At 34.1% G+C, this 25,737-nt stretch carries 25 protein-coding genes; 8 read left to right on the top strand and 17 right to left on the bottom strand.

All coding sequences use genetic code 11. From position 1 onward, the window contains the following. Window positions 1-16 precede the first annotated feature (16 nt). Window positions 17-676 carry a ribonuclease HII gene (locus tag AAGV33_RS10700; protein WP_373392017.1) on the top strand — a complete coding sequence of 220 codons (660 nt, stop codon included), beginning with the start codon at window positions 17-19 and terminating at the stop codon, window positions 674-676. Window positions 677-803: 127 nt separating this feature from the next. Here the strand turns inward: AAGV33_RS10700 and lipB are convergent, their stop codons facing one another. Further along, window positions 804-1,505 carry a lipoyl(octanoyl) transferase LipB gene (gene lipB, locus AAGV33_RS10695; protein ID WP_373392016.1) on the bottom strand — a complete coding sequence of 234 codons (702 nt, stop codon included), beginning with the start codon at window positions 1,503-1,505 and terminating at the stop codon, window positions 804-806. A 157-nt stretch (window positions 1,506-1,662) separates the two neighbouring features. Further along, window positions 1,663-2,415, bottom strand: a complete 753-nt coding sequence (locus AAGV33_RS10690) for a hypothetical protein (RefSeq protein ID WP_373392015.1) — start codon at window positions 2,413-2,415, stop codon at window positions 1,663-1,665. A 257-nt stretch (window positions 2,416-2,672) separates the two neighbouring features. On the opposite strand from AAGV33_RS10690, the gene lysS reads away from it, so the two are divergent. Beyond that, window positions 2,673-4,376: a lysine--tRNA ligase gene (gene lysS, locus AAGV33_RS10685; RefSeq protein ID WP_373392014.1), complete on the top strand. Its 1,704-nt coding sequence runs from the start codon at window positions 2,673-2,675 to the stop codon at window positions 4,374-4,376. Between the two features lie 85 nt (window positions 4,377-4,461). Here lysS and AAGV33_RS10680 read toward each other — a convergent pair whose 3' ends face one another. From AAGV33_RS10680 to AAGV33_RS10650, 7 genes are all read right to left on the bottom strand, one after another. Next, a complete protein-coding gene (locus tag AAGV33_RS10680) occupies window positions 4,462-5,487 on the bottom strand; it encodes a 2-hydroxyacid dehydrogenase (RefSeq protein ID WP_373392013.1) in 1,026 nt (341 codons plus the stop codon). A gap of 215 nt (window positions 5,488-5,702) precedes the next feature. After that, the gene (locus AAGV33_RS10675; RefSeq protein ID WP_373392012.1) at window positions 5,703-7,316 is read right to left on the bottom strand and encodes an outer membrane protein assembly factor BamB family protein; all 1,614 of its coding nucleotides are present in this window, start codon (window positions 7,314-7,316) and stop codon (window positions 5,703-5,705) included. Window positions 7,317-7,428: 112 nt separating this feature from the next. Beyond that, window positions 7,429-7,680, bottom strand: a complete 252-nt coding sequence (locus AAGV33_RS10670; protein WP_373392011.1) for a DUF6755 family protein — start codon at window positions 7,678-7,680, stop codon at window positions 7,429-7,431. A gap of 17 nt (window positions 7,681-7,697) precedes the next feature. Continuing rightward, complete coding sequence (locus AAGV33_RS10665) at window positions 7,698-8,213, bottom strand: QcrA and Rieske domain-containing protein (RefSeq protein ID WP_373392010.1); 516 nt, start codon at window positions 8,211-8,213, stop codon at window positions 7,698-7,700. 93 nt (window positions 8,214-8,306) lie between these two features. Beyond that, a complete protein-coding gene (locus tag AAGV33_RS10660; protein WP_373392009.1) occupies window positions 8,307-8,876 on the bottom strand; it encodes a 4Fe-4S dicluster domain-containing protein in 570 nt (189 codons plus the stop codon). Window positions 8,877-8,897: 21 nt separating this feature from the next. Then, complete coding sequence (locus tag AAGV33_RS10655; protein ID WP_373392008.1) at window positions 8,898-11,114, bottom strand: molybdopterin oxidoreductase family protein; 2,217 nt, start codon at window positions 11,112-11,114, stop codon at window positions 8,898-8,900. A gap of 26 nt (window positions 11,115-11,140) precedes the next feature. Next, the gene (locus AAGV33_RS10650) at window positions 11,141-12,190 is read right to left on the bottom strand and encodes an MFS transporter (protein ID WP_373392007.1); all 1,050 of its coding nucleotides are present in this window, start codon (window positions 12,188-12,190) and stop codon (window positions 11,141-11,143) included. Between the two features lie 382 nt (window positions 12,191-12,572). On the opposite strand from AAGV33_RS10650, the gene AAGV33_RS10645 reads away from it, so the two are divergent. After that, window positions 12,573-12,959, top strand: coding sequence for a hypothetical protein (locus AAGV33_RS10645; RefSeq protein ID WP_373392006.1), 387 nt, complete (start codon window positions 12,573-12,575; stop codon window positions 12,957-12,959). A gap of 49 nt (window positions 12,960-13,008) precedes the next feature. Here AAGV33_RS10645 and hemL read toward each other — a convergent pair whose 3' ends face one another. From hemL to AAGV33_RS10625, 4 genes are all read right to left on the bottom strand, one after another. Further along, the gene (gene hemL, locus AAGV33_RS10640) at window positions 13,009-14,295 is read right to left on the bottom strand and encodes a glutamate-1-semialdehyde 2,1-aminomutase (protein ID WP_373392005.1); all 1,287 of its coding nucleotides are present in this window, start codon (window positions 14,293-14,295) and stop codon (window positions 13,009-13,011) included. Between the two features lie 92 nt (window positions 14,296-14,387). Continuing rightward, window positions 14,388-15,233 (bottom strand): glucosaminidase domain-containing protein, encoded by an 846-nt coding sequence (locus tag AAGV33_RS10635; protein WP_373392004.1) that lies wholly within the window; start codon window positions 15,231-15,233, stop codon window positions 14,388-14,390. Next, the gene (locus AAGV33_RS10630) at window positions 15,226-16,122 is read right to left on the bottom strand and encodes a 1-aminocyclopropane-1-carboxylate deaminase/D-cysteine desulfhydrase (protein ID WP_373392003.1); all 897 of its coding nucleotides are present in this window, start codon (window positions 16,120-16,122) and stop codon (window positions 15,226-15,228) included. The genes AAGV33_RS10635 and AAGV33_RS10630 overlap by 8 nt, the downstream gene beginning before the upstream one ends. A gap of 228 nt (window positions 16,123-16,350) precedes the next feature. Next, window positions 16,351-16,689 carry a hypothetical protein gene (locus AAGV33_RS10625; protein ID WP_373392002.1) on the bottom strand — a complete coding sequence of 113 codons (339 nt, stop codon included), beginning with the start codon at window positions 16,687-16,689 and terminating at the stop codon, window positions 16,351-16,353. Window positions 16,690-16,737: 48 nt separating this feature from the next. Between AAGV33_RS10625 and AAGV33_RS10620 the strand changes: the two genes are divergently transcribed. From AAGV33_RS10620 to AAGV33_RS10605, 4 genes are all read left to right on the top strand, one after another. Next, window positions 16,738-16,920: a DUF5522 domain-containing protein gene (locus tag AAGV33_RS10620; RefSeq protein ID WP_373392001.1), complete on the top strand. Its 183-nt coding sequence runs from the start codon at window positions 16,738-16,740 to the stop codon at window positions 16,918-16,920. 87 nt (window positions 16,921-17,007) lie between these two features. Then, window positions 17,008-17,550, top strand: a complete 543-nt coding sequence (locus AAGV33_RS10615) for a DUF4136 domain-containing protein (protein WP_373392000.1) — start codon at window positions 17,008-17,010, stop codon at window positions 17,548-17,550. A gap of 251 nt (window positions 17,551-17,801) precedes the next feature. Beyond that, window positions 17,802-19,046, top strand: a complete 1,245-nt coding sequence (gene ilvA, locus AAGV33_RS10610) for a threonine ammonia-lyase IlvA (RefSeq protein ID WP_373391999.1) — start codon at window positions 17,802-17,804, stop codon at window positions 19,044-19,046. Between the two features lie 37 nt (window positions 19,047-19,083). Then, the gene (locus AAGV33_RS10605) at window positions 19,084-19,482 is read left to right on the top strand and encodes a group III truncated hemoglobin (RefSeq protein ID WP_373391998.1); all 399 of its coding nucleotides are present in this window, start codon (window positions 19,084-19,086) and stop codon (window positions 19,480-19,482) included. Window positions 19,483-19,487: 5 nt separating this feature from the next. Here the strand turns inward: AAGV33_RS10605 and AAGV33_RS10600 are convergent, their stop codons facing one another. The 3 genes from AAGV33_RS10600 to AAGV33_RS10590 all read right to left on the bottom strand — a co-directional run bounded on the left by AAGV33_RS10600 (window position 19,488) and on the right by AAGV33_RS10590 (window position 22,072). Beyond that, window positions 19,488-20,108: a DUF4230 domain-containing protein gene (locus tag AAGV33_RS10600; RefSeq protein WP_373391997.1), complete on the bottom strand. Its 621-nt coding sequence runs from the start codon at window positions 20,106-20,108 to the stop codon at window positions 19,488-19,490. Between the two features lie 2 nt (window positions 20,109-20,110). After that, a complete protein-coding gene (locus AAGV33_RS10595) occupies window positions 20,111-21,073 on the bottom strand; it encodes a GSCFA domain-containing protein (protein WP_373391996.1) in 963 nt (320 codons plus the stop codon). 228 nt (window positions 21,074-21,301) lie between these two features. Continuing rightward, the gene (locus AAGV33_RS10590) at window positions 21,302-22,072 is read right to left on the bottom strand and encodes a hypothetical protein (protein ID WP_373391995.1); all 771 of its coding nucleotides are present in this window, start codon (window positions 22,070-22,072) and stop codon (window positions 21,302-21,304) included. A 345-nt stretch (window positions 22,073-22,417) separates the two neighbouring features. Between AAGV33_RS10590 and AAGV33_RS10585 the strand changes: the two genes are divergently transcribed. Beyond that, on the top strand, window positions 22,418-22,807 hold the full coding sequence (locus AAGV33_RS10585; RefSeq protein WP_373391994.1) for a hypothetical protein: 390 nt from the start codon (window positions 22,418-22,420) through the stop codon (window positions 22,805-22,807). 85 nt (window positions 22,808-22,892) lie between these two features. Here the strand turns inward: AAGV33_RS10585 and alaS are convergent, their stop codons facing one another. Beyond that, window positions 22,893-25,529, bottom strand: coding sequence for an alanine--tRNA ligase (gene alaS, locus AAGV33_RS10580; RefSeq protein WP_373391993.1), 2,637 nt, complete (start codon window positions 25,527-25,529; stop codon window positions 22,893-22,895). Window positions 25,530-25,737 lie beyond the last annotated feature (208 nt).

Below are 25,737 nucleotides of genomic sequence, written 5' to 3'. Positions count from 1 at the left end.
TCGAAAATATTTCTATATGCTTGCCTCTACTTTTTCTCAACTTATTCTTGAAGCAGGAACCGACGAAGCGGGTCGCGGTTGTCTTGCCGGACCAGTTACTGCCGCTGCCGTTATTCTCTATCCTACTTTTAACAATTGTATTTTAAACGATAGCAAACAACTTTCTGAAAAAGTTAGAGAAAAATTACGCCCTATAATCGAAGAACAAGCCGTTACTTTTGCCGTTACTCATTTGCTTCCAAATGAAATTGACGAAATCAATATTCTGAATGCTTCAATGAAAGGCATGCAGGAATCAGTTTTAAAATTAAATGTAGTTCCTGAATTCATTATCGTGGATGGCAATAGAAGTTTGAATGCCAAATTAGGTCTAAAAAATACCACTGGAAAACAATTCACTGCTGAAGAAATCAAATTACTAAAATCAATCCCAAATCAAAGTATCATAAAAGGAGATTCTAAATATTTAAGTATTGCTGCGGCTTCTGTGCTGGCAAAAACCTATCGTGATGAATATATGAATCGAATTCACGAAGAATTCCCAATGTACAATTGGAAAAAAAACAAAGGTTATCCCACTAAAGAACATCGCGAAGCGATAAAAAAATATGGCACTACAAAATACCACCGAATGAGTTTTAGATTGTTGCCGGAACAACTGGTTTTAGATTTATGATTTTTTCTAAAACATAGAAGTCATAGAAGTTTTTCTTAGAGCTTCACTACTAAAACTTAATTCGTTATTTACTCAATAAGTTCATTTAAGCTTTGCGAACTTAGCGCCTACTTTGTGATCTTTGCGTTTAAACCACAAACTCAGCTTCAAATAATTGAGAAAGATGTTTTAATATTTTTGCTTTCACTTCTTCCTCATCTACTTTTTCAACACCGAGTTCGACATTTAAAGTAGTCACCGCTTTTCCACGAATTCCACAAGGAATGATATTATCAAAATAACCCAAATCGGCATTGACGTTTAAGGCAAATCCGTGCATGGTTACCCAGCGTGAAGCACGTACGCCCATTGCACAAATTTTTCTGGCAAATGGTGTTCCTACTCCAAGCCAAACGCCTGTTTCTCCATCGCTACGTCCAGACTCGACACCATATTCGGCTAAAGTTAGGATAATGGCTTCTTCCAAAAAACGCAAATATTTATGAATATCAGTAAAGAAATTATCTAAATCCAAAATTGGATAACCTACAATTTGTCCAGGACCGTGATAGGTAATATCACCTCCACGGTTGATTTTGTAGAAAGTAGCATTCTTAGCTTCCAGTTGTTTTTCAGACAGCAACAAATTTTCTAAATCGCCACTTTTCCCTAAGGTATAAACATGAGGATGTTCTACAAAAAGCAAATAATTTGGTGTTGGAATTTCGGTTTCTTCTCTACGGTTTTTAATTTTCAAGTCCACAATACCTTTAAACAATTCTTCCTGGTATTCCCAAGTCGATTTGTAATCTTTAGTACCTAAATCTTGAAATTGAATAATTTTGTTCATTGCATTACTTTGAAGTGCAAAAATACGATTAAATATCCTGTTTTACCACAAAGTCACAGCTACATAACAAATAAGCGTCTTTTACCACAAATTACACAAATTATCACAAATAAATCTGTGAAAATCTGTGTAATTTGCGGTCTAAAAAAACTTATAGCTATTCAAAAACAACATTCAGGTTTAACTTCTCCGGATTTTCGGAATAGTCGGTAAATGGATATTCAACAGTTATTGTTTTTCTATCAGCGCTAAACATCGCATCAGGATTAGAGACTGATTTTACAGCCTTTGGAAAATGATATCTCAAAGTATATTTAGACGAAGCAAAAATCATTTTAGCCATTCCAGTTGAATCGGCATTTATTTTACTAAGTGCTTCTTTAGAAACAATAGCTTTACGAACAAAGCTTTTCCCATCATAATTAAAAGACAACTGAGCATTATTCATTCCTTCCAACATAGCCGCAGGATTGCTATTCTTTTCTGATTTTCCTTTTAAATCTTTCAGAGCCGACACACCTTCCATCAAACCTCCTAAATCATTTACTTTCTTGAACGGAGTATTCATTGAAAACAATAATTGTTGGGTTTCAGGATTCATTTTAATTTTCATCACAAAATTTTCCAGTTTTTTTATTGCTTCCTGCTGTTCTGGAGCTAACTTAGCGATACTATCTTTCTTTTCTTCAAAAATTTGTTTGAATGAAAAAGTAGAATCTATTGCCTTGGCATTATTTTTCATACCTAATTCATTCCCTAACTTATCTCCGGCCATAGCCAAAAAACCTCCTCCATCAACTTCTATTGCAAAAGTTCCTGAACCATCTGGCTGAACATCGATATTTTCGGTAAAATTACAGCCTACTAATACAACTAAGAAAGTAAGAAGAAGTAAAAATTTTGATTTCATTGTGCTTTTGATTTTTTTCCAAATATACAAAGTATGATTCAATTCTTTTATTCGTAATTTGAAAAGAAGATTTTCTAGTATAGCCCCGATAGTAGCGGCATCCTTTTATGACGGTGTTCGGCATAAAAGATACAGCGAATAGCGGGAGAGATTTTGATAGAAAACGGGGGATTTTCAGCTCCTAAAAATTCTAAAAATCTGCATTCTGAAATCTGCATTCTATTTGTTATCTTTGCGGTCTTAAAAATCAGACTATAATGGCATTATCAGAACAAGAAATCATCCGAAGAGAAAAACTTCAAAACTTACGCAACTTAGGAATCAATCCTTATCCGGCTAATCTTTTTCCTGTAAATCATACTTCGAAGCAGATTAAGGAATCCTTTGAAGAAGGAAAGAAAGTGATTGTTGCTGGGCGTTTGATGAGTGTGAGAGATCAGGGAAAAGCTTGTTTTGCTGAACTGCAGGATAGCGAAGGGCGTATTCAATTGTACGTGAATCGCGATGTTTTGTGTGAAGGTGATGATAAAACATTGTACAACCAAGTATTCAAAAAACTGACCGATTTAGGTGATTTTATTGGAATTGAAGGCGAATTATTTACAACACAAGTTGGTGCAAAATGTATTCGTGTAAGCGGATTTACTTTTTTAAGTAAAACGTTACGTCCGCTTCCTTTGCCAAAAGTAGATGAAGATGGAAAAGTGCACGATGCTTTTAACGATGCCGAATTGCGTTACCGTATGCGTTATGTGGATTTAACGGTAAACCAAAACGTAAAAGATACTTTTATCAAGCGTACTAAATTGTTCAACGCTATGCGTGGATTCTTTAATGATGCTGGATATCTAGAAGTGGAAACTCCCGTTTTGCAAGCCATTCCGGGTGGTGCTGCGGCGCGTCCGTTTATTACGCATCATAATTCATTGGATATTCCGTTGTACATGCGTATTGCGAATGAGTTGTATTTAAAAAGATTGATCGTTGGTGGATTTGATGGTGTATATGAGTTTTCGAAAAACTTCCGTAATGAAGGAATGGACAGAACACACAACCCCGAATTCACAGCAATGGAAATATATGTAGCCTACAAAGACTACAACTGGATGATGGAATTTACCGAGAAATTGTTAGAGCATTGTGCTATTGGCGTTAATGGTACCAGCGAAGCTACTTTTGGTGAACACCAAATTAGTTTCAAAGCACCTTATGCCAGAGTAACGATGACTGATTCTATCAAACATTTTACTGGTTTTGATATTTCTGGAAAAAGCGAAGCTGAATTATACGAAGCTGCTAAAGGAATGGGAATCGAGGTAGATGCTACCATGGGGAAAGGAAAATTAATTGATGAAATTTTTGGAGCAAAATGCGAAGGAAATTATATTCAGCCAACATTCATTACTGATTATCCAAAAGAAATGTCGCCTTTGTGTAAAGAACACCGTGACAATCCTGAATTGACGGAGCGTTTTGAGTTAATGGTTTGTGGTAAAGAAGTAGCAAATGCGTACTCTGAGCTAAATGACCCAATTGATCAAAGAGAACGTTTTGAAGACCAAATGCGTTTGGCTGCAAAAGGTGATGATGAAGCAAATGGAATTATCGATGAAGATTTCTTAAGAGCATTAGAATACGGAATGCCTCCAACATCTGGATTAGGAATTGGAATGGATCGTTTGATGATGTTCTTGACGAATAATGCTTCTATTCAGGAAGTATTGCTGTTCCCGCAAATGAGACCTGAGAAAAAACAAATCCAAATAGAATTGACTGCCGAAGAAAAATTAATCATCGATTTATTGAAATCGAATGATAATAAAGTAGAATTGGGTCAACTAAAAACACAATCCTATTTAAGCGGTAAAAAATGGGATGCTGCCATGAAAGGTTTGTCTAAACACGGCTTAACTAAAGTAGCTGTTGAAGGCGAAAGTAAAGTAGTGGAATTAGTGGGATAATTTTAGAAATTCCAAATATAGAAATTCCAAAATTGATTTTAATATCAAACCCGTCTCGTTTTTTAGAACGAGGCGGGTTTTGTGTTTAAACTAACAAAGCCGCTTTATTGTCAATATCATTTTGAGCGAGTAAGGATTCGATGTTATTGAAAGTTACCAATGCAATTTGCGTCAACGCTTCATTCGTAAAAAAAGCTTGATGTGCCGTTACCAAAACATTCGGAAAACTCATTAAACGCTGAATGGCATCGTCTTGAATAATATCTTCTGAAAGATCTCTGAAAAAAAGTTTTTCTTCCTGTTCGTAAACATCAATCCCTAAATAACCTACTTTACCTTTTTTTAATGCTTTAATTACATCCGAAGTTTGGATTAATGCTCCTCGGCTTGTATTGATAATCATTACATGATCTTTCATTATCGAAAGTGATTTTTTATCTATAAGATGTTTTGTTTTTTCATTCAACGGACAATGCAACGAAATAATATCCGATTCTTTAAAAATAGTTTCTAATGAGACAGAAGTTACTCCGTTCTTCTCCATTTCAGAATCGGTAACGATATCAAAAGCCAGGACTTTACATCCAAAACCTTTAATTATCTTGGAAAATGCTTTTCCAATATTTCCTGTTCCAATAATCCCAACGGTTTTTCCATGTAAATCAAAACCTAACAATCCGTTTAAAGAAAAATTTTGTTCCCGAACTCGATTGTAAGCCTTATGTGTTTTTCTATTTAATGTCAAAATCATTGCCATGGCGTGTTCAGCAACCGCTTCTGGAGAATAGGCAGGAACGCGACATACTTTTAAATTGTGTTTTTTAGCAGCTTCTAAATCGACATTATTGAAACCCGCACAACGCAAAGCTATAATTCGCACCTTTCTTTCTGCCAATTGTTGGATTACCGATGCATTGACAACATCATTTACAAAAACACAAACCACATCAGTATTGCTAATTAATTTTACTGTTTGCTCATTTAATTGAGTGTCAAAAAAATCTAATTCGTAATCAAAATCGGTATTGTATTTTTCAAAGAAAACTTTGTCGTAAATCTGGGTTGAAAAAAAAGTGACTTTTGATTTTATTGGTAAAATGGGATGTTTCATGGACTGTTTTTAAAAGATTGCTTCAATTTCAAAGTGTTTTCAAGTTAGGCAATAAATCCTAAAGTATCTGAGAAATAATTTTATTTAAATAAAAAAATTGAATCGTAACAAACATCCGTGTTTTCGAATACAGAAAGTAATTGCATCTAAAAATAAGACAAAAAAAAGGACTTCAAATTGAAGCCCTTTTTTTTAAATTCTATAAATATAAAATACTATTTCAACTTATTGAAAGTATCTTTATAAGTACCTGTAATTGTAACTCCATTGTTTTTAGTTACTTTCCCATGAATAGTAATTTCAGAATTAGAACCCAAGAATTCTAATTTTGCTCCACTATTCATAATAAGGTTTCCGTAGATAACAATACTTCCTTCTACTTTAAAAGTTCCGTTGATATTAAAGTTAAAATTATTGCTATTACTATTATAATTTCCTTGTGCCATAGAACCTTTCATTGTAAAAACACCGCCTGAATTAATATTTATTCCTTGTTTTACAGCAAGAGAACCACAGAAAGTTAAATTCTGATTAACATTAATTCCTTGTAAAGAAGCGCTACCTTGATAACTAAAATTATCCCCTGAATTCACATTCAACCACTGTCCTCCATTATAGGTTGGAAAATTGCTACAGTCAATAGAAGAAACGGTTACTTTTTTGACAATCTTAAGTCCGCCATTTCCACTAGCAACATAGATGTAATCTCCAACACTTTTTACATAATTAGAAGATCCTGAAAGATCTATTGTTCCTAATTTTTTCAACTCTCCATCAGTAGTTTTGTATACTGAAATTCCTGCCGCACCATTAGCAACATAAGCATAATCTCCGTTTACAGAAACTGCATTTGTAACTAAATCATTCTGATCTTGATCACCTGAGTCTGTTGGGACAGCAAAAGATTGTTCTAATTTTCCTGTAGTTAAATTATAAACTCCTAAACCTGAACTACCTTGAGAAACTAACACATTATTCCCTTGAAAATCAATGGTTCTTTTAGCATCAGCAACATCAACAGAAGTAGTAAAAGATGATTCTAAACCTAAAGTTCCTGCATTATAGACCTTAACTCCTGATTTTCCACTTAAAACAACTATTTTATTACCTATATGTCCCATAGCTCTTAAATCTTCTACAGGAATTGTAGTTTCTAAAACATTTGTGTTTTTATCTAATTTAGCTATAACACCATTATCTCCAGAAACTGCATAGTATTTAGAATCGGCAACAGCAAGTCCAGTACCTACATATCCTTCCAAAGAATTCAAAGTATACTCTTTAGTTAATAGTCCAGACTGAAGTGGCATTTGAGCCACAAAAGCAGGAGTTGCTACCTTATTAGAATCAGCATCTACCGCACCAGTGATATACAATTTTCCGTTATCAAAAAGCACTGTACTAATATCTACATTTGGTAAAATAGCTTGAACTACTAATTTTGGATTGTTAGGACTACTAATATCGATAATATCAATACCGCCTAAATAAGCATCTCCTTGAGTATTATACGATACATAAACATAATTATCTTTAACATCAACGTGAGTTGCCATTAAAGTTTTTCCATCATAAGTAGGAGGTTTAACCTCGGCTAATAATGACATTGGGAAAGTTCCCGCTTCGGTTTCTGCTACTTTACCACTAATACTTGAGGAAGTAACTAAATCCAATACCCCTGAACCAGTAAAATCAATTCTACCATTTAAACTTTCGGAGTTGGTATTTAAAATAACTTTTTCATCTTCACCGCTTGGGCTGTCATCAGATTGACAAGATTGAATTAAAAATAAGCCACATAGTGACAAGGCAAGTACAATTTTTTTCATCTTAATAGGATTTTGGGGTACGCAAAAATACAATAATATTTTCCAGCTATTAAAATATTATCGTTAAGCTACTTAAAAAAACGATTATAATTTAATAAGTAAGAATATTATGTTATAATTTTGTATTTGTATTTCCTGTTGGCATGTAATAAACCGAACAAATACTAACCAAAAACAGCACAAATGAAGCAACAAACGCTGGAACAAGAATCTCTTTATTATTATCCAATGCGTTATTCAAAGCGGCATACAGCAGCCAAATCTGAATAGTTACATTCAGAATTAATATAAAAATTACGGTCGAAAGAATCGCATTCAACTTATTCGGATTGGATTGATTCTGGCTTCTTCTAAAATTACTCATACTACACTATTTTTAACTTATCCCATTTTTTCTTCTTGTGCTGCCTTTACATAAATAGCATCGTCTTTGAAAAAAACATCTAATTTTGGCAAAGCTCTTGGTGGAGGACCAGCCAGTACATTTCCAGTTTTAGCATCAAAAGAACCTTCGTGACACGGACAATGAATAATTCCGGTTCCTGGCTTGTAAAAAACCGAACAAGAAAGGTGGGTACATTTCTGCTCATACGCTTTAAACTCGCCAGTTTCCAGATGAATCAAAATATAAGGAATGGTACTTCCTTCGATTACAAAAGCACGTGTTCCTCCTACTGGCACCTCTTCTTTTTTACATACAAAATGCTCTCCTTGAACTTCTTCTTTTGGATACATATAGGCTTTGGCAGCAACTAAACCGCTACCCACCATCAATCCACCAGAAACCAAGGTTAAAAATTTTGCAAAATCACGACGGCTTACATTGGTTGCTTGTTGTTTTTCAATTGGAAAATCTTTCTTCCAGTTTTTATTTAAATTATCTTCTTTTTTAGACATTTCTTAATCTCAATAAAAGTTTGTATTTCCGATTTCAAGTTTTAGCTTTCAAGTTGAGATACTTCTAACTTCCAGCTCCTAACTCCCCATTTCTTAATATATAACCAGTTCCGTACTTCCTTTAGGCATCATAATATTCACTTTGGTATTCACCACTTCTTTTCCAAAGAAGAAAGTGTTTACGGGTGTACTATTCGGACGCATTTCTTGAATTTCATCTTTGGTACCATAAAACAAAGCACCACTAGGACAAACTGTGGCACACATCGGTTTTTTACCTACACTGGTTCTATCGTAACACATGGTGCATTTCATCATCAAATCGTAATTCTCTTCTTTTTTGGGTACACCAAAAGGACAAGCCATTACACAATTAGAACATCCAATACATCTTTCGGTATTTGCAGTATGAACGATTCCGAATTCATCTTGTGAAATAGCATCGGCTGGACAAACATTAGCACAAACAGGATCATCACAATGCATACAAACCTGAACCGTAGTTTGAACCGTGGTTGCGCGATCTACATAATTAACATGAATCATCGATTCCTGACCGTTTGTTTCACACTCAGCACATGCCAATTCACAGGCTTTACAGCCAATGCAACGCTGCATATCTACAAAAAATTCTTCGTTTTTATTGAAACTGGTATAGTTCATTTTTCATCAATTCTTTATAGATTAAACACTAGCGTAAGCCGTTGATTCTTTTGAAGGTGGCGCAATTTCATGGAGCGGCTCTAAATGACAAGCACAAACTTTAAATTCCGGAATTTTAGAAATGGGATCTAAAGTACCCGGAGTCAACTGGTTTGCCGATTTTTTCCCAGACCAGTGGTACGGAATAAAAACCGTATCTTCTCGAATGGTTTCAACAATATTAGCTGGGAAAATCCCTTCGCCTCTTCGGGTAGAAACCTTGATTAATTCTCTTTGTTTAATTCCGTATTGTTTAGCTAGATTGGGGTGAATTTCTAATAAAGGTTCTGGATATTGGTCTACCAATTTTCCAATTCTTCGCGTTTGCGTTCCGCTCAGGTATTGAGAAACCACACGTCCAGTAGTCAAAATAACAGGATAATCAACACAGGTCACTTCACCCGGAAGTTTATATGGAGCAGGATTAAAATGCGCTTTTCCATCAGGTGTTTTAAACTTTTTATCTTCCCACAAACGAGGAGTTCCGGGATGATCTTCTGTTGGGCAAGGCCAAAAGATTCCCATATTATCTTCTATTTTTATATAGGTAATTCCGTTGTAATCGGCAGTTCCGCCTTTGGAAGCGATTCGCAATTCATTAAAAATATCTTCGCTGCTTTCATACGCAAATTTGGTTCTCACTCCCAAACGTTTCGCTAATTCTAAAATAATCGAAGTATCTGTTCTTGCATCTCCGGGAGGAGTAACTGCCTGACGAATACGAATCACACGTCCTTCAGCAGAAGTTGTGGTCCCTTCTTCTTCCTCTTGCAATGAACCCGCCAAAACAACATCAGCATGACGTGCTGTTTCATTTAAGAAAAAATCAATACATACATAATATTCTAACTTTTCTAAAGCTTCACGAACGTAATTGCTATTAGGCAAAGAAACCAATGGATTGAAACATATTGACAGTAAACCTTTAATTTCTCCTCTATGAATAGCTTCAATTATTTCATAAGCTGACAAACCTTTGCCCGGCAAATCTTTCTCATCAATTCCCCAAACTTCTGAAATATATTTACGATGTTCTGGATTTTCTATATCTCTGTTTCCTGGCAATTGATCGCATTTATGTCCGTGTTCTCTACCGCCTTGTCCGTTTCCTTGTCCAGTAATAGTTGCATAACCACAATAAGGTTTTCCAATTCTTCCCGTTGCCAAAACTAAGTTGATACAGCCCAAAACATTGTCTACACCTTTTGAATGATGTTCGATTCCGCGAGCATGAAGCAAGAAACTGGTACTGGCTCTACCCCATAACTCAGCTGCTTCTTGGATTTTTTCTTTCTTAATTCCCGTAATTTCTTCTGCCCATTCTAGTGTATTGTCTTTTACAGCATCTAAGGTTTCTTGAAATCCTGAAGTATGATTATCAATAAAATCATGGTCCAATAAATCATGATCCACCAAATATTTCAACATAGCACCATACAAAGCCGAATCGGTTCCGGGACGCACATCTAAGTAAAGATCAGCTGTTCTAGCCAGTGGAATCATCCTTGGATCAATTACAATTAACTTAGCTCCACGGTCTCTGGCTTTCCAAATCCAGTGGGTTAATGTTGGAAAAGTTTCACTTATATTGGCTCCAGCCACAATAATTACTTCGGCATATTCTAAATCAGAATAATTATTGGAACCTCTATCTAAACCAAATGCTTTTTTATTTCCCGCACCAGCACTCACCATACACAAACGACCATTGTAATCTAAGTTTTTAGTTTTTAATGCTACTCGGGCAAATTTTCCCATCAAATAACTTTTTTCATTTGTCAATGAAACACCTGAAAGAACCGAAAAAGCATCGTTACCATATTCTTTTTGAATGCGTTGTATTTCTCTAACTGTTTTTGTCATGGCTTCATCCCATGAAGTCGGAACAAATCCTTGTCCTTCTACTCTTTTCAAAGGAGACAACAAACGATCGGGATGATTGTTTTGTAAATAACGCTGAACGCCTTTAGGACACAATCTTCCTTCATTAAAAGGAAATTCCATCCAAGGTTCAAAACCAACCACTTTATTTTCTTTAACTGACAACTGAATACCGCATTGCATTCCGCAAAAGCAACAATGTGTTTTTACCAATTGATCGGGTTCATCCCTTCCTTCATAACCTTCCTTGGGACTGTAATTAAGGTGTGGTCCAAATTGTGCTACAATATGCTCTTCTGAAACAGGTAATTTTGCCATGTTTATATTCTTTTATCTTTCATAAATTATCCAAATAATTTTCCTCCTTCTTGTCTTGCTTGCAAATGTGCTTGTGCTAAACGAGATCTTTTTCCTTCGGGACTTAAGTCTAAATGCGAACTTCCATCTTCTCTGTCAAAATTAAACCCCAATTCTTTAGTTAGGATTTTAAGATCTTTGATATGTAAGTTAGTCGCAAATTCTTCGCCGGTATGTTCGCAAACCGCCATTCCTTGTTGCTTCCCTACTCTATGATAAATATGTGCCGCAATTTGTGCCGGACGCTGAATAATGTGAAAAAATTTCCCAAATGGTACCCAAATCAAAAACAGAATTACCGTAACAGCATGCAAAACGGCTAGAAAATCGAAAGCCAAACCTTTCATGAATGAATACGAATAAGTCAATCCCAATCCTGTAACCGAAATAGCTATCAATAAAATAAGTGGTAACAAATCGCCTTCAAAAGTTTGTGTTGCAATCAAACCAGGATTTGTCAATCGTCTTCTTAAATAATATCCCGAACCAAAAATCACCATATACGAAGACCAGTTTAAGGCGTGAAATGTCATGAATGCCGTTACCGAATCCAAATCAAATTCCATTAATTTGAATCCAAAGAAATGCGCTTCATAAACAGAAATAGAATTGGCAGCCATGCTAAAATGCACCCATCCAAAAGTTAAAGGAATAGTTATTAAAAAAGCCGAAGTACAACCCACAGCAATCATAAAATGCGCGAACCAACGGTATTTTCCTCTTGGATAAATAAATTTTTGAAAAACGATATTTGAAATTGTTTCTTTGGAAGCAAACCAAAAATGAGAAAATATTTTTCCTGTAAAAAAAAAACAAATCCCTCTTTTAAAATACATCCAGGTGGGCGGTCTTTGCAACCAAACTGTATAGCGATACACGATACCAAAAAAAGCAAACACAGTTCCAAATAAATAAGTAATTAGAGCTGCATCAAAATTTTGCAATTTTCTGGAACCATAAAACACCAACACAACCATTAGTATAGATAATACTGTTGCAATAAGTAAAGCTTTTATATTATACTGTCTGTTTTTCATTTGATACAGAATATTTTCTAGAATTTTAAACTTCTCTATTTATCAAAACTAAAATAAATGAAATTATTTTTAAGTAAAACTAAACAAAACTACGTTAAAATACTTAAGTATTTTCCATATAAAACAAAAAAAATACAAACTGTGAAATTATTTCGACAAAAAAACAAGTACTATTACTTAGTTAAAAGAATTTAAAGAACAACATTCGATGCTAAATTTCGCTTTATAACTATTTCGAACCTCCTATTTTATATAATGTGCAGCTAGGAATTCAACAACAAATTAACGGTTGCATTAATAATTTTGTGTTAACGATTAAACCTTATTTCATAATTACTATCCTATAGCAGTAAATTTTAACATTAATCAAAAAAGAAAAAAAATGAAAAAATTAATTATTGCCGCATTATTAGTTGTTGGAGTATCTAGTTTTGCTCAAAACAACAGTGACAGACCACAGAGAGGTAATTTTTCTCCAGAAAAACGCGTAGAAAGATTGACTACTCAGTTAAATCTTGATGCTAAACAACAAGAACAAGTAAAAGAACTTTATGCTGAACAAGCTAAAAACAGAGAAGCCCAAAAAGGGTTCTCTAGAGAACAAATGCAGGAAGAGAGAAAAAAAACTGATGAAAAGTTAAAAACAATTTTGACTCCAGAACAGTTAAAAAAATGGGAAGCCAATCAAGCAGAAATGAGACAAAGAATGGGTAACCGACAAGGTGGTGGAATGGGCGACAGACCTCAAGGAGGGAACATGGAAAACTAAAACAAAAAAGCTTCGAGAACCAACTCGAAGCTTTTTTTTGCTCTTTTATTTATAATGTTTTTGAAACTTTATCAATTGCGTTTATGGTAAAATCTAAATCGTCATAACTTAAAGCATCCGTGATAAACCAAGTTTCATAAGCCGAAGGAGCTATGTAAATTCCTTCTTTCAATAATCCATGAAAGAATTTTTTAAATGTTTCATTATCTCCTTTAGCAGCAGTTTGAAGATCAATAACGGGACTGGCATCAAAATGTACCGAAATCATCGAACCTATTCTATTGATAGTATAAACGACATTGTTGGCTTGTAATACTCTATGAATTCCTGCTTCTAAATAAGCTGTTTTTTCTTCTAATCTTTGAAAAATAGCCGCATCATTATTTAACGATTCCAGCATTGCCAAACCAGCAGCCATTGCTAATGGATTTCCTGACAAAGTACCCGCTTGATAAACCGGTCCAAGTGGCGCTAAATAATTCATAATTTCGGCTCTTGCAGCAAAAGCACCAACTGGCAATCCGCCACCAATTACTTTTCCGAAACAAACAATATCTGCATTGATATTTAATAATTCCTGAGCACCTCCTTTAGCTAATCTAAAACCAGTCATTACCTCATCAAAAATCAATAAAATTCCGTTTTCCAAACACAATTGGCGTACGCCTTCTAAAAAACCTTTAGTTGGTGGCACACAACCCATATTTCCTGCAACAGGTTCAACTATAATTGCTGCAATTTCGTTTGGATTTGCTTCGATTAAACTTCGTAGATTTTCTAAATCATTGTATTTTGCTAACAAAGTATCTTTAGCAGTTCCTGCTGTCACACCAGGACTATTTGGAGTTCCAAAAGTCATTGCGCCACTTCCTGCCTGAATCAGGAAAGAATCAGAATGACCGTGATAACAACCCGCAAATTTTATAATTTTATCTCTTTTAGTAAATCCGCGCGCTAATCTTACGGCGCTCATACAAGCTTCCGTACCTGAATTTACAAAACGAATTTTATCAATATTTGGAACCATCGATACCGCCAAAGCAGCTATTTGAGTTTCTAATTCTGTTGGCATTCCAAAAGAAGTTCCTAACTTAGCTCGTTCGGTTACTGCCTGAACTACGGGTTCAAAAGCATGACCTAAAATCATTGGACCCCATGAATTAATATAATCAATTAATCGGTTTCCATCTTCATCATATAAATAAGCTCCTTTGGCTTGTTTTACAAAAATAGGCGTTCCTCCTACTGATTTGAATGCTCTTACTGGCGAATTTACGCCTCCTGGAATTACTTTTTCTGCTTCAGCAAATAGCTGACTACTTCTTTGATATAACATTTTTAATTTTAGAATTTAGAGTTTCGATTTCAGATTTATTTTAGAAATTCAAATCTTGAATTGGTTCTAACTCATTAAAATATTTTTGAAACTTAATTTATTCTCAGTTTTTGACCTATAGAAAGTGTATTGTCTGAGAGTTTATTTTTTTGTTTTAAATCCTCTACTAATACATTGTATTTTTTCGAAATAGAATATAAGGTATCGCCTTTTTGAACCTCATAATAATCATCATTTCTCGAACTGATATTCACTGCTCTTGAATTTTGATTATCGGCAGGTACAAAACGAGTTCCTAAAACCTGAGCATCGTATTGTCCTAAATCATAACGTTCAATGTACGAAATCAATTTGTCCGGATATTTGGGATCAGTAGCATAACCTGCTTTTCTTAAACCTTTAGCCCAGGCTTTATAATCGTCTTTGTCTAATTCGAATAAAGCGGCATAGCGACCTCTTGTTGTTAAAAACAAAGCGTGATCTTTAAAAGATTCAGCTGCTTTATTGTATTTTCTAAAACATTCCTGTCTGGCATCATCATCATGTTTTACAGAATCTCCTTTCCAGTCGGCATGGCATTTTATACCAAAATGATTGTTAGCATGCTCTGCTAATCTTCCTCTTCCCGCACCAGATTCTAAAATTCCCTGAGCTAAAATAATACTCGCAGGAATTCCATACGTTTTCATATTACTAATGGCAATATCTTTGTACTGCACCACATAATTACTAACAATGTCATTGGTAACCACCGTTCTCGAAGTCGATTCAATTACTTCGTTACGGCTTTTAGGTTTAGTTGTGCTTGTTTTTTTGCTTCTAGGAGAATAGGTAGTGTTTTTACTCGCTGTTTTTTTTGTAGTTACAATAGGGGATTTTGTAGCGTGACAGCTGATAAGTGTTAGGGCAATAAATAAAAGTAGGCTTTTTTTAAACATTGATAGCTATTATTGGTAATTGTTTCTTTTTTAGTTTCACATTCATCCCCTGAATTCCTTGAAGTCCTCCAGTGTGAATGAGCAAAATATTGGATTGAGCTGGAAAATAATTCCTTTGTATTAAATCTATAACGCCAAAAACCATTTTTCCAGTATAAATTGGATCTAAAGGAATTTGATTATCATCATAAAACTGATTTATAAAACGAATTAAATCTTCATTTATCTTGCCATATCCACCAAAATGATACTCCGTTATCAGCTCCCAATTTTTATTTTGCACAAAAATACGGATTTCATCTTGTAAAAAATCCCCTTTCAGTGCTGGAAATCCTAAAACTTTTTGATGTGGCAAAGCACTATTAATTATTCCCGAAATGGTTCCGCCCGTTCCTACTGCACAACAAATATAATCAAACTCATGGTCTTCGGCTGTTAAAATCTCTTCGCAACCCTTTATTGCAAAAGCATTGGTTCCTCCTTCGGGAATCAGAAAAAAATCACCAAACTTCAATTTTAAATCTTCTAAAAAAGCTGTTTCGTTTTTTAAACGATAGGCTTCCCTAGATACAAATTCGAATTGCATTCCGCATTCCTGAGCAAATTTTAAGGTGGGATTCTGTGTGATTTCATTTTTTAATTCATCACCTCGAATAATTCCTATAGATTGAAAACCATTTTCTTTGGCTGCAAAAGCAACAGCAGCTATATGATTCGAAAAAGCACCTCCAAAAGTGAGTAGCGTTTTTTCATTTTCAGCTTTCGCCTGAAGCAAATTATACTTTAGTTTTCGAAACTTATTTCCCGAAACAATAGGATGAATTAAATCTTCCCTTTTGATGGTAACGGAAATAGAATTAGGAAATGTTATTTGCAGTTTTTGATTCAAAGCATTTTTTCACAAAGGTAAAACTTATAGTCCTAAAATAATGGAAACTTTTTTAGCCCCGAATTCACGAAGAATCTTATTATCTCTATGATAATTTTATCACCGCAGATTCGCTGATTTTTTTCTTTTTTGAATTTAAAAACAGCTATTAAAAAATCTGCGAATCTGCGGTATTAAAATCTCCTAAACTTTGCAAAAACTTTGCAAGCTTTGCGGTTAAAGCTCTACTTATTTCGATTGAAACAAATACTTCCAAAAACTAAAAAAGCGTCTTTTTTTAAGATAACCCATATCAGATTCATTGCTATATGCCTCTCTTTCAAAAGAAATATTTCGATAGGCACGATTTTTGTTATTATACTGTAATAAGCGAACAAGGTATTCAATTGCATACCAAATAAAAAAAGGGAGGATCAATAATTCTAATTGTTGTCTCAAATGAATGCGTTCGTGGTTGACAAAAACAGCATTGTTTTTATCTTTTGGGTATTTTAAAAATACAAATGGATAAGCCGTTAAACCACGGAAACCCTTTGGTATTAAATACTTGTTAACAATAAAAAACATTGGTCTTTTAATTTATAAATTTGTGTAGATAAACAACAAAAACTGTTAATGTTAGAACAAAGTAATGAAAATAAATTAATAGAAGGCGAAGATTTCTATTATACACCCGAAGGATACAAATGTTTTACAGAAAAGTATCATTTAAAAAGAGGGTATTGTTGTAAAAGTGGTTGCCGTCATTGTCCTTATGGATACGACAAAAAAACAGGAACAAATAAGAAATCATTATAAAACAATTAGAATCTATTCATCTTATTTTAGCGTATATAAGAATACAACCCATTTTATTCATAAATTTAACAATCAAACAATTGCATTATGAAAACACTCAAAATACTACCGCTATTATTTATTTTTCTATTGAGTTCTTGTAGCTCTGTAAGGGTTTATTCTGATTTTGATAGTCGTGCTGATTTTAGTCAATACAAAACCTATGCTTTTCACAAAAAAGGTATTGACCGAGTTCAAATATCCGAGTTAGACAAAAAAAGAATACTACATGCTATTGACAATGCTTTAAGTCAAAAAGGAATGACTAAAAATGAAAATCCTGATTTACTAATCAATTTTTTCACTAAAGAGCGAGAACAAATTGACGTAAACCAATTCAACATGGGTTGGGGATACGGATGGGGATGGGGATGGAATCCTTTTTTATGGGGCGGCGGCAACACCTTTGTTTCCTCATCAACCCAAGGAACACTTTACATTGATTTAATCGACGCTAAGAAAAAAGAGTTGATTTGGCAAGGTGAGGGAATAGGAACGCTAACCGAAAACCGAAGAGAGAAAGAAAAACAAATCAACGAATTTGTTTCTAAAATCCTAGCGCAATTCCCTCCTACTGAAACAAAAAAGTAAGTCTTTTAAATTTATAAATCATTTTTCTTTCTCCAACCCTAAAGGGTGAAAAATTGATTCAAAATTTTCAAAAGTGCTAACTATAAAATGATATATTTGTAATTCAAAATTAAAACATGAACAACACGATTATTATAAACATTGCTATTACCATTATTATTCAACAATAATGACGGAGTGTTATGTAAATCAGTAATCAAAAATACAATTTATAACCTCCTTTTTCAGGAGGTTTTTTTATACCTAAAAACATGAATTTATTCCATCAAATACAAGAAGCCAAGCAACAATTACAAGGAGTTGTAATGGCAACCCCTTTATCTGAAAATTTAAATCTTTCTACTGAATTTAAAGCTACTGTTTTATTAAAAAGAGAAGATTTACAAACTGTTCGTTCTTATAAAATTAGAGGTGCTTACAACAAAATCAGCACACTAAGTCAAGCTGAAAAAGAACAAGGTGTAATTTGTGCAAGTGCTGGAAATCATGCGCAAGGTGTTGCTTATTCTTGCAAATTGTTACAAATAAAAGGCAAAATCTACATGCCTAAAACCACGCCGAAACAAAAGCTAAAACAAGTCAGTCTTTTTGGAGGTTCTTTTGTCGAAATTATGCTTATTGGAGATACTTTTGATGATGCTTATGCCGCTGCAATGACTGATGCAACCTTTAGCAAAATGACTTTCATCCATCCTTTTGATGACAAAAAAGTAATAGCAGGACAAGGGACAGTAGGTCTCGAAATTTTAGAAAGCTATCAAAAACCTATTGATTATGTGTTTGTTCCCATTGGTGGTGGCGGATTAGCTTCGGGGCTTTCGGAAGTTTTTAAACATTTAAGTCCTAATACTAAAATCATTGGTGTAGAACCAGAAGGTGCGCCTTCGATGAAAACTTCTATTGCTAACGGCAAAGTGAGTGTTTTAGAAAATATAGACAAATTTGTAGATGGAGCTGCCGTAAAACAAGTGGGCAAAATGACTTTCGAAATTTGTCAAAAAAACCTAAGCGATATTGTCCTTGTTCCCGAAGGCAAAGTCTGCACTACCATTTTACGTTTGTACAACGAAGAAGCTATGGTAGTAGAACCAGCTGGTGCTTTGAGCATAGCTGCATTGGATTTTTATAAAGAAGAAATTAAAGGAAAAACCGTCGTATGTATTGTAAGCGGAAGCAACAACGATATTGAACGCACTGCCGAAATAAAGGAACGTTCTTTGCTTTATGAAGGATTGATGCATTATTTTATGATTCAGTTTCCGCAACGTCCTGGGGCTTTAAAAGAGTTTGTCAATGACATTTTAGGGCCTGATGATGATATTACCTATTTTCAGTTTACAAAGAAAAACAGCCGCGAAGTCGGGCCAGCCGTTGTAGGTCTTGAACTCAAAAACAAAAACGATATTGTTGCCATAAAAACTAAAATGGACAACAAAGGTTTTGAATACAAATACCTCAACGAAAATCAAGACTTATTCCATCAATTAATTGGCTAAAAACAAGCTAACTTTGTAATTCATTATACCAGAAAACATGAGCGATTTAGCTGACATTAAAAACCTTGACGATATCAAATTATTGGTAGACACTTTCTATACTAAAGTGCAAAAAGACAACCTAATTGGACCTATTTTCAATGAAAAAATTGGTGACCAATGGTCAGCACATTTAGAAAGAATGTATCGTTTTTGGCAAACTATTTTATTAGAAGAGCACACCTATTCAGGCAGTCCGTTTCCTCCACACAAACATTTGCCTGTAGCAAAAGAACATTTTAACCGTTGGATGGAAATTTTCACCGAAACTATTGACAGTCTTTTTGCTGGAATCTTAGCAGAGGAAGCCAAACTCCGTGCTAAAAACATGGCAGAAATGTTTTTCTATAAAATTGAGTATTTCAGAAATGGTGGGCGGAATTTTTTCGAAAGCTAAATCAATTACATTTTCACTTGTTGTCCTAAATCTTTTTCATTTTCAATGATTTGACCTTCGTATTGTAAAGTCCAACCCATCGTATTGGTTAATATCAAAATTTTAGAAAGTTCACTAATGAGTCGGTTTTTAGCATTCGATTTTAGTGTTGATTTTTCTATTTTCTTGGCCAAATTAGCTTTTACTGATTTGTTGATTTTATTGTAATCGTCTCCTGTAAAAGGATTCAACTTGCTTTGTTCGACATCATAAAACTGAATGTCAGGACTGATTTTTATTTCTTCTTTTGGAATACTTACAATTGTGATGGTTTTGTTTTTCTCATCAATATCGTATTTCATTTTTTGCAAATCATAAGCTACAGTAACATCAGCATTGACTACAATCAATGCTTTCTTTTCGAAAGAAACCATGTTCATCAGGTATTTTTGCTGATTTTTATAGGTAATCACTTCTGAGAAGTGTCCTTCGGTAACTACTAATTTCCCAACATTTACAATTTGTTGCTGAATCAAATTGGTGTTGTAACTAATATCGGCTTCGTCATTTTTCTTGAAATCACAATATTTGAATAACAACAGAACTGTTGTAACAAGGATTACGGCAATGACTATCTTTTTTATCATAACTAAAATTTCATGAATGGATATTGAGATTCCAATTTAGTGATTTTTTTTCGGAGATTCGTTTCAAATTTTAAATGACTTTCCGAATTAGGATTGAATGGCTTGTGTGCCAAACTTTTTTGGATATTTTCAACTTCTTCCATTACTCCAAAAACCGAATCAGAAATACTCACTACTTTGAATCTTTCCCAAATATAATCGACAGCCAAAGCACTTGGATGCAACATGTCTTCAGCATAAAAACGATAATCACGTAATTCGTCCATCATGATTTCGTAACTGGGAAAATAGACGGCAGATTTTAGATTACAGATAACAGAATCCCCTAAAACGTGATGAATTACGCTAATTAAATGCGCTTTACTTCTTTGGTTTTCTACAAAACCATCTTTGATGTGGCGTACTGGCGAAACGGTAAGAGCGAATTTGGCATTTGGATTTATCGATTGAATCAGGCTGAGCGTATTCTGTATAGCTGTTTGAATCATTTCGATTGAAAGTATTTCTTTCGAAAATTGTTTTTGAGGTAGTTTATGACAATTGGCAACAATCTGATTGTTTTCAATATTTCGATACACCCATGAAGTACCGTAGGTAATTAGAAAATGTGTTGATTTGGTTATTTGCTGATTTGTTGCAACAACTAATTCATTTAATAATTTTAAAAAAACTTCTTTATCTGGATTAGAAAGTTCCGAATGCACTTCGAAACAATGCCATAAATCATTGTGAAAAAAAATATCTTTTTCGGTAAAAAGCTCTTTATTTACGGCTCTTTCGATTAATTTCTCAATAGAAACAGGATTGAAAATAATCCCAAAAGGATTGCAGCTATTTTGAAATTTATAATACTCTAATTTTTGCGCCATATTGACTGCAAAACAAGAACCTAATGATACCATTTTAGCATCATAATCAATAGGAAACGGATTCTGTTGAACAGGAATTTGGGTACGAAATTGCATTAAGACTTTTTTCCAAAATTAAGTATTATAATATGTCTTACATAAAGTTTTTTTGAAAATGATCTCAATTTTAAACCATATAAGTCATATAAGTTTTTTAACCTTATATCTAACTTATATAACTTAAAGTGTAACGACTGCTTAATTACAAGTTCATATAAGCATAAAGGCAAAATAAGAAACTTATATGGCTTATATGTTTAGAAATAACCTATAAACCATATAATATTAATACAAATACTGGATTTTAGAATAATTTGGATTAATCAAACTCTCCTCTGCCACTTGTTCGGTTGGATAATTATCGGTATCGTATTTAAAAGTCGTTTTATACATATTCGCCGAAGAAATAATTTCTTCGCCAGAAACAACCGTAGTTTCAGCAACTGTCATCACTACATTGTTTTTAGAAACCGAAGCATCATGGTCTAACAATTTATCGAATCCTAAAATACTAAAATAAGGATTATTGAAAGTATCATAATCAAAAGTAGTTTTTGAACTAGAAACCGTATTTTCTTCTCCATCATCAAAAACACGTTCGTCTTTAATCAAGTTATTATTTTTGAAAAACAAGTTCCCATGATATACTTTTTGCTGTTGGTTTTGAGTATTTACATTGATTTTTTCATAGTAAACCGTCTCATTGGAATTGTGTGTGTAATTAATCACATAGTTTTCAGAAGAAGTTACTTTGACTAATTTTTCTTTATTATAAGTATAATTCAAAACAACATTCTGTTGAGTTGCTTTATTATAAGTTGTGATTTTAATGATTACGCCGTCTTGGTACGTATAATCTATTTTTTCTTTAGAATTTTCAGCACTAATAATTTGATTCTCATTGTAAGTAAACACTGAATTCTCAGCAATACCATTTTGAGTAGATTCGATTATTTTGATGAAATTTTTAGACTTTTCGTCTTTGTCATTGGCACAAGAGCTGAGAAGAACAGCTGCGATGGAAATGAAAAAAAATATTTTGATGTTATTTTTCATGACTTATAGGTTAATTTGAACTTGAATTATTTGGGACTCCAAACATAAAGATTAAATACAGCTAAGCCAACAAAACAAGTTCAACGACCTAAAAACTCGTTAAAGAGAACGTTCCTTAAAAGCTTGCACAACAAAGCACTACTTTTAAAAAAAGAGCTACTATATAGTTCTAAACAGGCTTAAATAAAGTGATTAACCAAAGAACATTGAGTTACAAACTACCTGTTTTAACGACTAAATACATTGGCAAAGCGATTCAAAGAGTTTTTTCTCCTTTCAACGATTTTAAGTTGTTTACTGATTTTTTGCCTCTACATTTGCCCCAGAATACTACTATAATACACTATGAAAAACATCTTCAACCCTATTTACAGACAAGATTACCTAGAAGGTTATTCTACCGGTATAAACCCTTATTCTGAAGTAAAAAACAATACTCCTAATTCGGCTTTTAACGAAGGTTTTAATTCTGGAAGACAGGATTATGAAAACATAAACGGTAGCGTTCTGGATGGTATTCCGAAAAAAATAATCAGCGAAAAAATTCTGGAAGAATTCCTTTTAGCAGGTTTGTTAGGCATCAACATTGATACTGACGGTTATACTCATTTTCAAATAAGTATTTTACTTAACTGGTATCAAAGTGGCATTGAAAAATACGACCCCAAACAAAATACCTATCTTCTGGATATTCTTGAAGAAAACGGAATTGAAATAAGCAATTCCGAAAAATAAAATTTCAAACCCTAACTAAACGAAGAAACCCTTTTAGAATGCTTTGGCAAACTAAAAGGGTTTTCTAATTTTATAAAACTAAAGATTACTTCACGAAATCAATTGCTTTTGATAAAGCTTCTGGAATCCCAGCAGCATTTTTACCTCCTGCAGTCGCAAAGAACGGCTGTCCTCCGCCTCCACCTTGAATAAATTTACCTAATTCACGAACTACCTGACCCGCGTTTAAGTTTTTCTCAGCCACTAATTCTTTAGAAATGTAACAGCTTAACATTGGTTTTCCTTCTTCGGCTGTAGCCAAAACTAAAAACAAATTATTCCCTAAATTTCCAAGTTCGTAAGCCAGATCTTTTGCTCCTTCGGCATTCAAATCCACTTGTTTCGCTAAGAATTGAACTCCATTAACTTCCTGAAGTTCGTTAGCTAATTCGGCTTTCATATTTTTAGCTTTCTCTTTCAACAAAGCTTCTAATTGTTTTTTCAACTTAGCATTATCCTCTTGCAAAGAAACTACTGCTTTAACCGTATCCTGTGGGTTTTTCAATGCGGTTTTAATTTCGTCCAACAATTCTTCCTGCGAAGCAAAAAATTGTCTTACACCATCGCCTGTAATTGCTTCAATACGACGAATTCCTGCTGCAACTGCTCCTTCAGAAACAATTTTGAAAGACCAAATATCAGCCGAATTGTTCACGTGGATTCCTCCACACAATTCCATACTATCTCCAAATTTAATCGCACGCACATTATCTCCGTATTTTTCTCCAAACAAAGCCATCGCTCCTTCGTCTAAAGCTTGCTGGATCGGAATGCTTCTTCTTTCAATTAATGGCAATTGCTCCTGAATTCGAGCATTTACAAAATCTTCTACTTGCTGTAATTCTTCATCCGTTACTTTAGAAAAATGAGAAAAGTCAAAACGTAGATTTTTTGGGTTTACCAAAGATCCTTTTTGTTCCACATGCGTTCCTAAAATACTTCTCAACGCCTGGTGCATCAAGTGTGTAGCCGAGTGATTTTTAGAAGTCGCTGCTCTTAAATCAGTATTTACTTTAGCTACGAAAGAGGCATTTACATTTTCTGGCAATTTTTTAGTAAAATGCAAGATTAGATTATTCTCTTTCTTAGTATCTATAATTTCGATAGTTTCATTTGCCGAAACCAAAGTTCCTTTATCCCCTACTTGTCCACCACCTTCTGGATAAAATGGTGTTGCGTCTAAGACAATTTGGTACAAAACACCATCTTTTTTAGAATCTACTTTGCGAATACGCGTAATTTTTACTTCGTTTTCTGTTTGGTCATAACCAACGAATATTTCTACATTTCCATCAACCAGAATTTTCCAGTCGTCAGTAGAAACTTCTGAAGCCGCACGAGAACGTGATTTTTGTTCCTGCATCGCCTTATCAAAACCAGCTTCGTCTAAGCTGAATCCTCTTTCTCTAAGAATCAAAGCGGTTAAATCAATTGGAAAACCAAAAGTATCATACAATTCGAATGCTTTTGTTCCTGCAACTTCTTTTCCTTCGGTAGTTGCAATTACATTATCTAACAATTGTAATCCTTGGTCTAAAGTTCTTAAGAAAGAAGCTTCTTCTTCACGAATTACGTTGGTAACCAATGCTTGTTGTTTTTTAATTTCTGGAAAAAATTCACCCATTTGATCGGCCAAAACAGCCACCAATTGATTGATAAAAGGTTCTTTTGTTCCCAAGAAAGTAAATCCGTAACGAATAGCACGACGTAAAATACGACGAATTACATAACCTGCTCCCGTGTTAGATGGCAACTGTCCGTCAGCAATAGCAAAGGCTACAGCACGAACGTGATCCACCACTACACGAATAGCAATATTGGTTTTGTTTTGCTCTTCTGATATATTTTTAACTTCGTTTGAAGTATATTTTAATCCTGTAATTTGCTCCACTTTTTCAATAAGCGGTGTAAACACATCAGTATCATAATTAGAAGTTACGTTTTGCATCGCCATACACAAACGCTCAAATCCCATTCCAGTATCTACGTGCTGCGCTGGTAATTTTTCTAATGAACCATCGGCTTTACGGTTGAATTCCATAAATACGTTGTTCCAAATTTCCACTACCTGTGGATGATCTGCATTGACTAAACTGAAACCTGAAATTGCAGCTCTTTCGGCATCAGTACGCAAATCGATATGAATTTCCGAACAGGGCCCACAAGGTCCCTGATCTCCCATTTCCCAGAAATTGTCTTTTTTGTTTCCAAGGATAATGCGATCTTCAGACACGAATTGTTTCCAAATATCAAAAGCTTCCTGATCAAAAGAAACATTCTCTGCTTCGTTACCTTCAAAAACAGAAACATACAAACGGTCTTTGTCTAGTTGCAACACTTCTGTTAAAAATTCCCAAGCCCACGGAATAGCTTCTTTTTTGAAATAATCTCCAAAAGACCAGTTTCCTAACATTTCGAACATCGTATGATGGTAAGTATCAAAACCTACATCTTCCAAATCGTTGTGTTTTCCTGAAACACGAAGGCATTTTTGCGTATCGGTAATACGATTGCTTTTAGGCGTGGCGTTTCCTAAAAAATACTCTTTAAACTGCGCCATACCTGAGTTATTAAACATCAGGGTTGGATCGTCTTTTAGAACAATAGGTGCCGAAGGAACAATTAAATGTCCTTTACTTTCAAAGAATTGTAAATACGCTTTGCGAATGTCTTGTGATTTCATTTATATATTTTTTTGCCACTAAGGCGCTAAGGCACAAAGTTTTTATTTATTTTTTGTAAAACTCATATCAATTCAACAATTTTTAAATCATCAAATTTTTAAATCTTTCAATCAATTTTATGTTATATTTAATACTAAAAAAAGGGCGTAACAACTAAAACATTTATTAAATTTGTTGCAATGTGCTTTTTTAGAGGTGCAAAAATAG

The organism is Flavobacterium magnesitis, from assembly GCF_041729735.1.
GTDB lineage: Bacteria > Bacteroidota > Bacteroidia > Flavobacteriales > Flavobacteriaceae > Flavobacterium > Flavobacterium magnesitis.
This window is presented reverse-complemented; position numbering and strand designations above follow the sequence as displayed.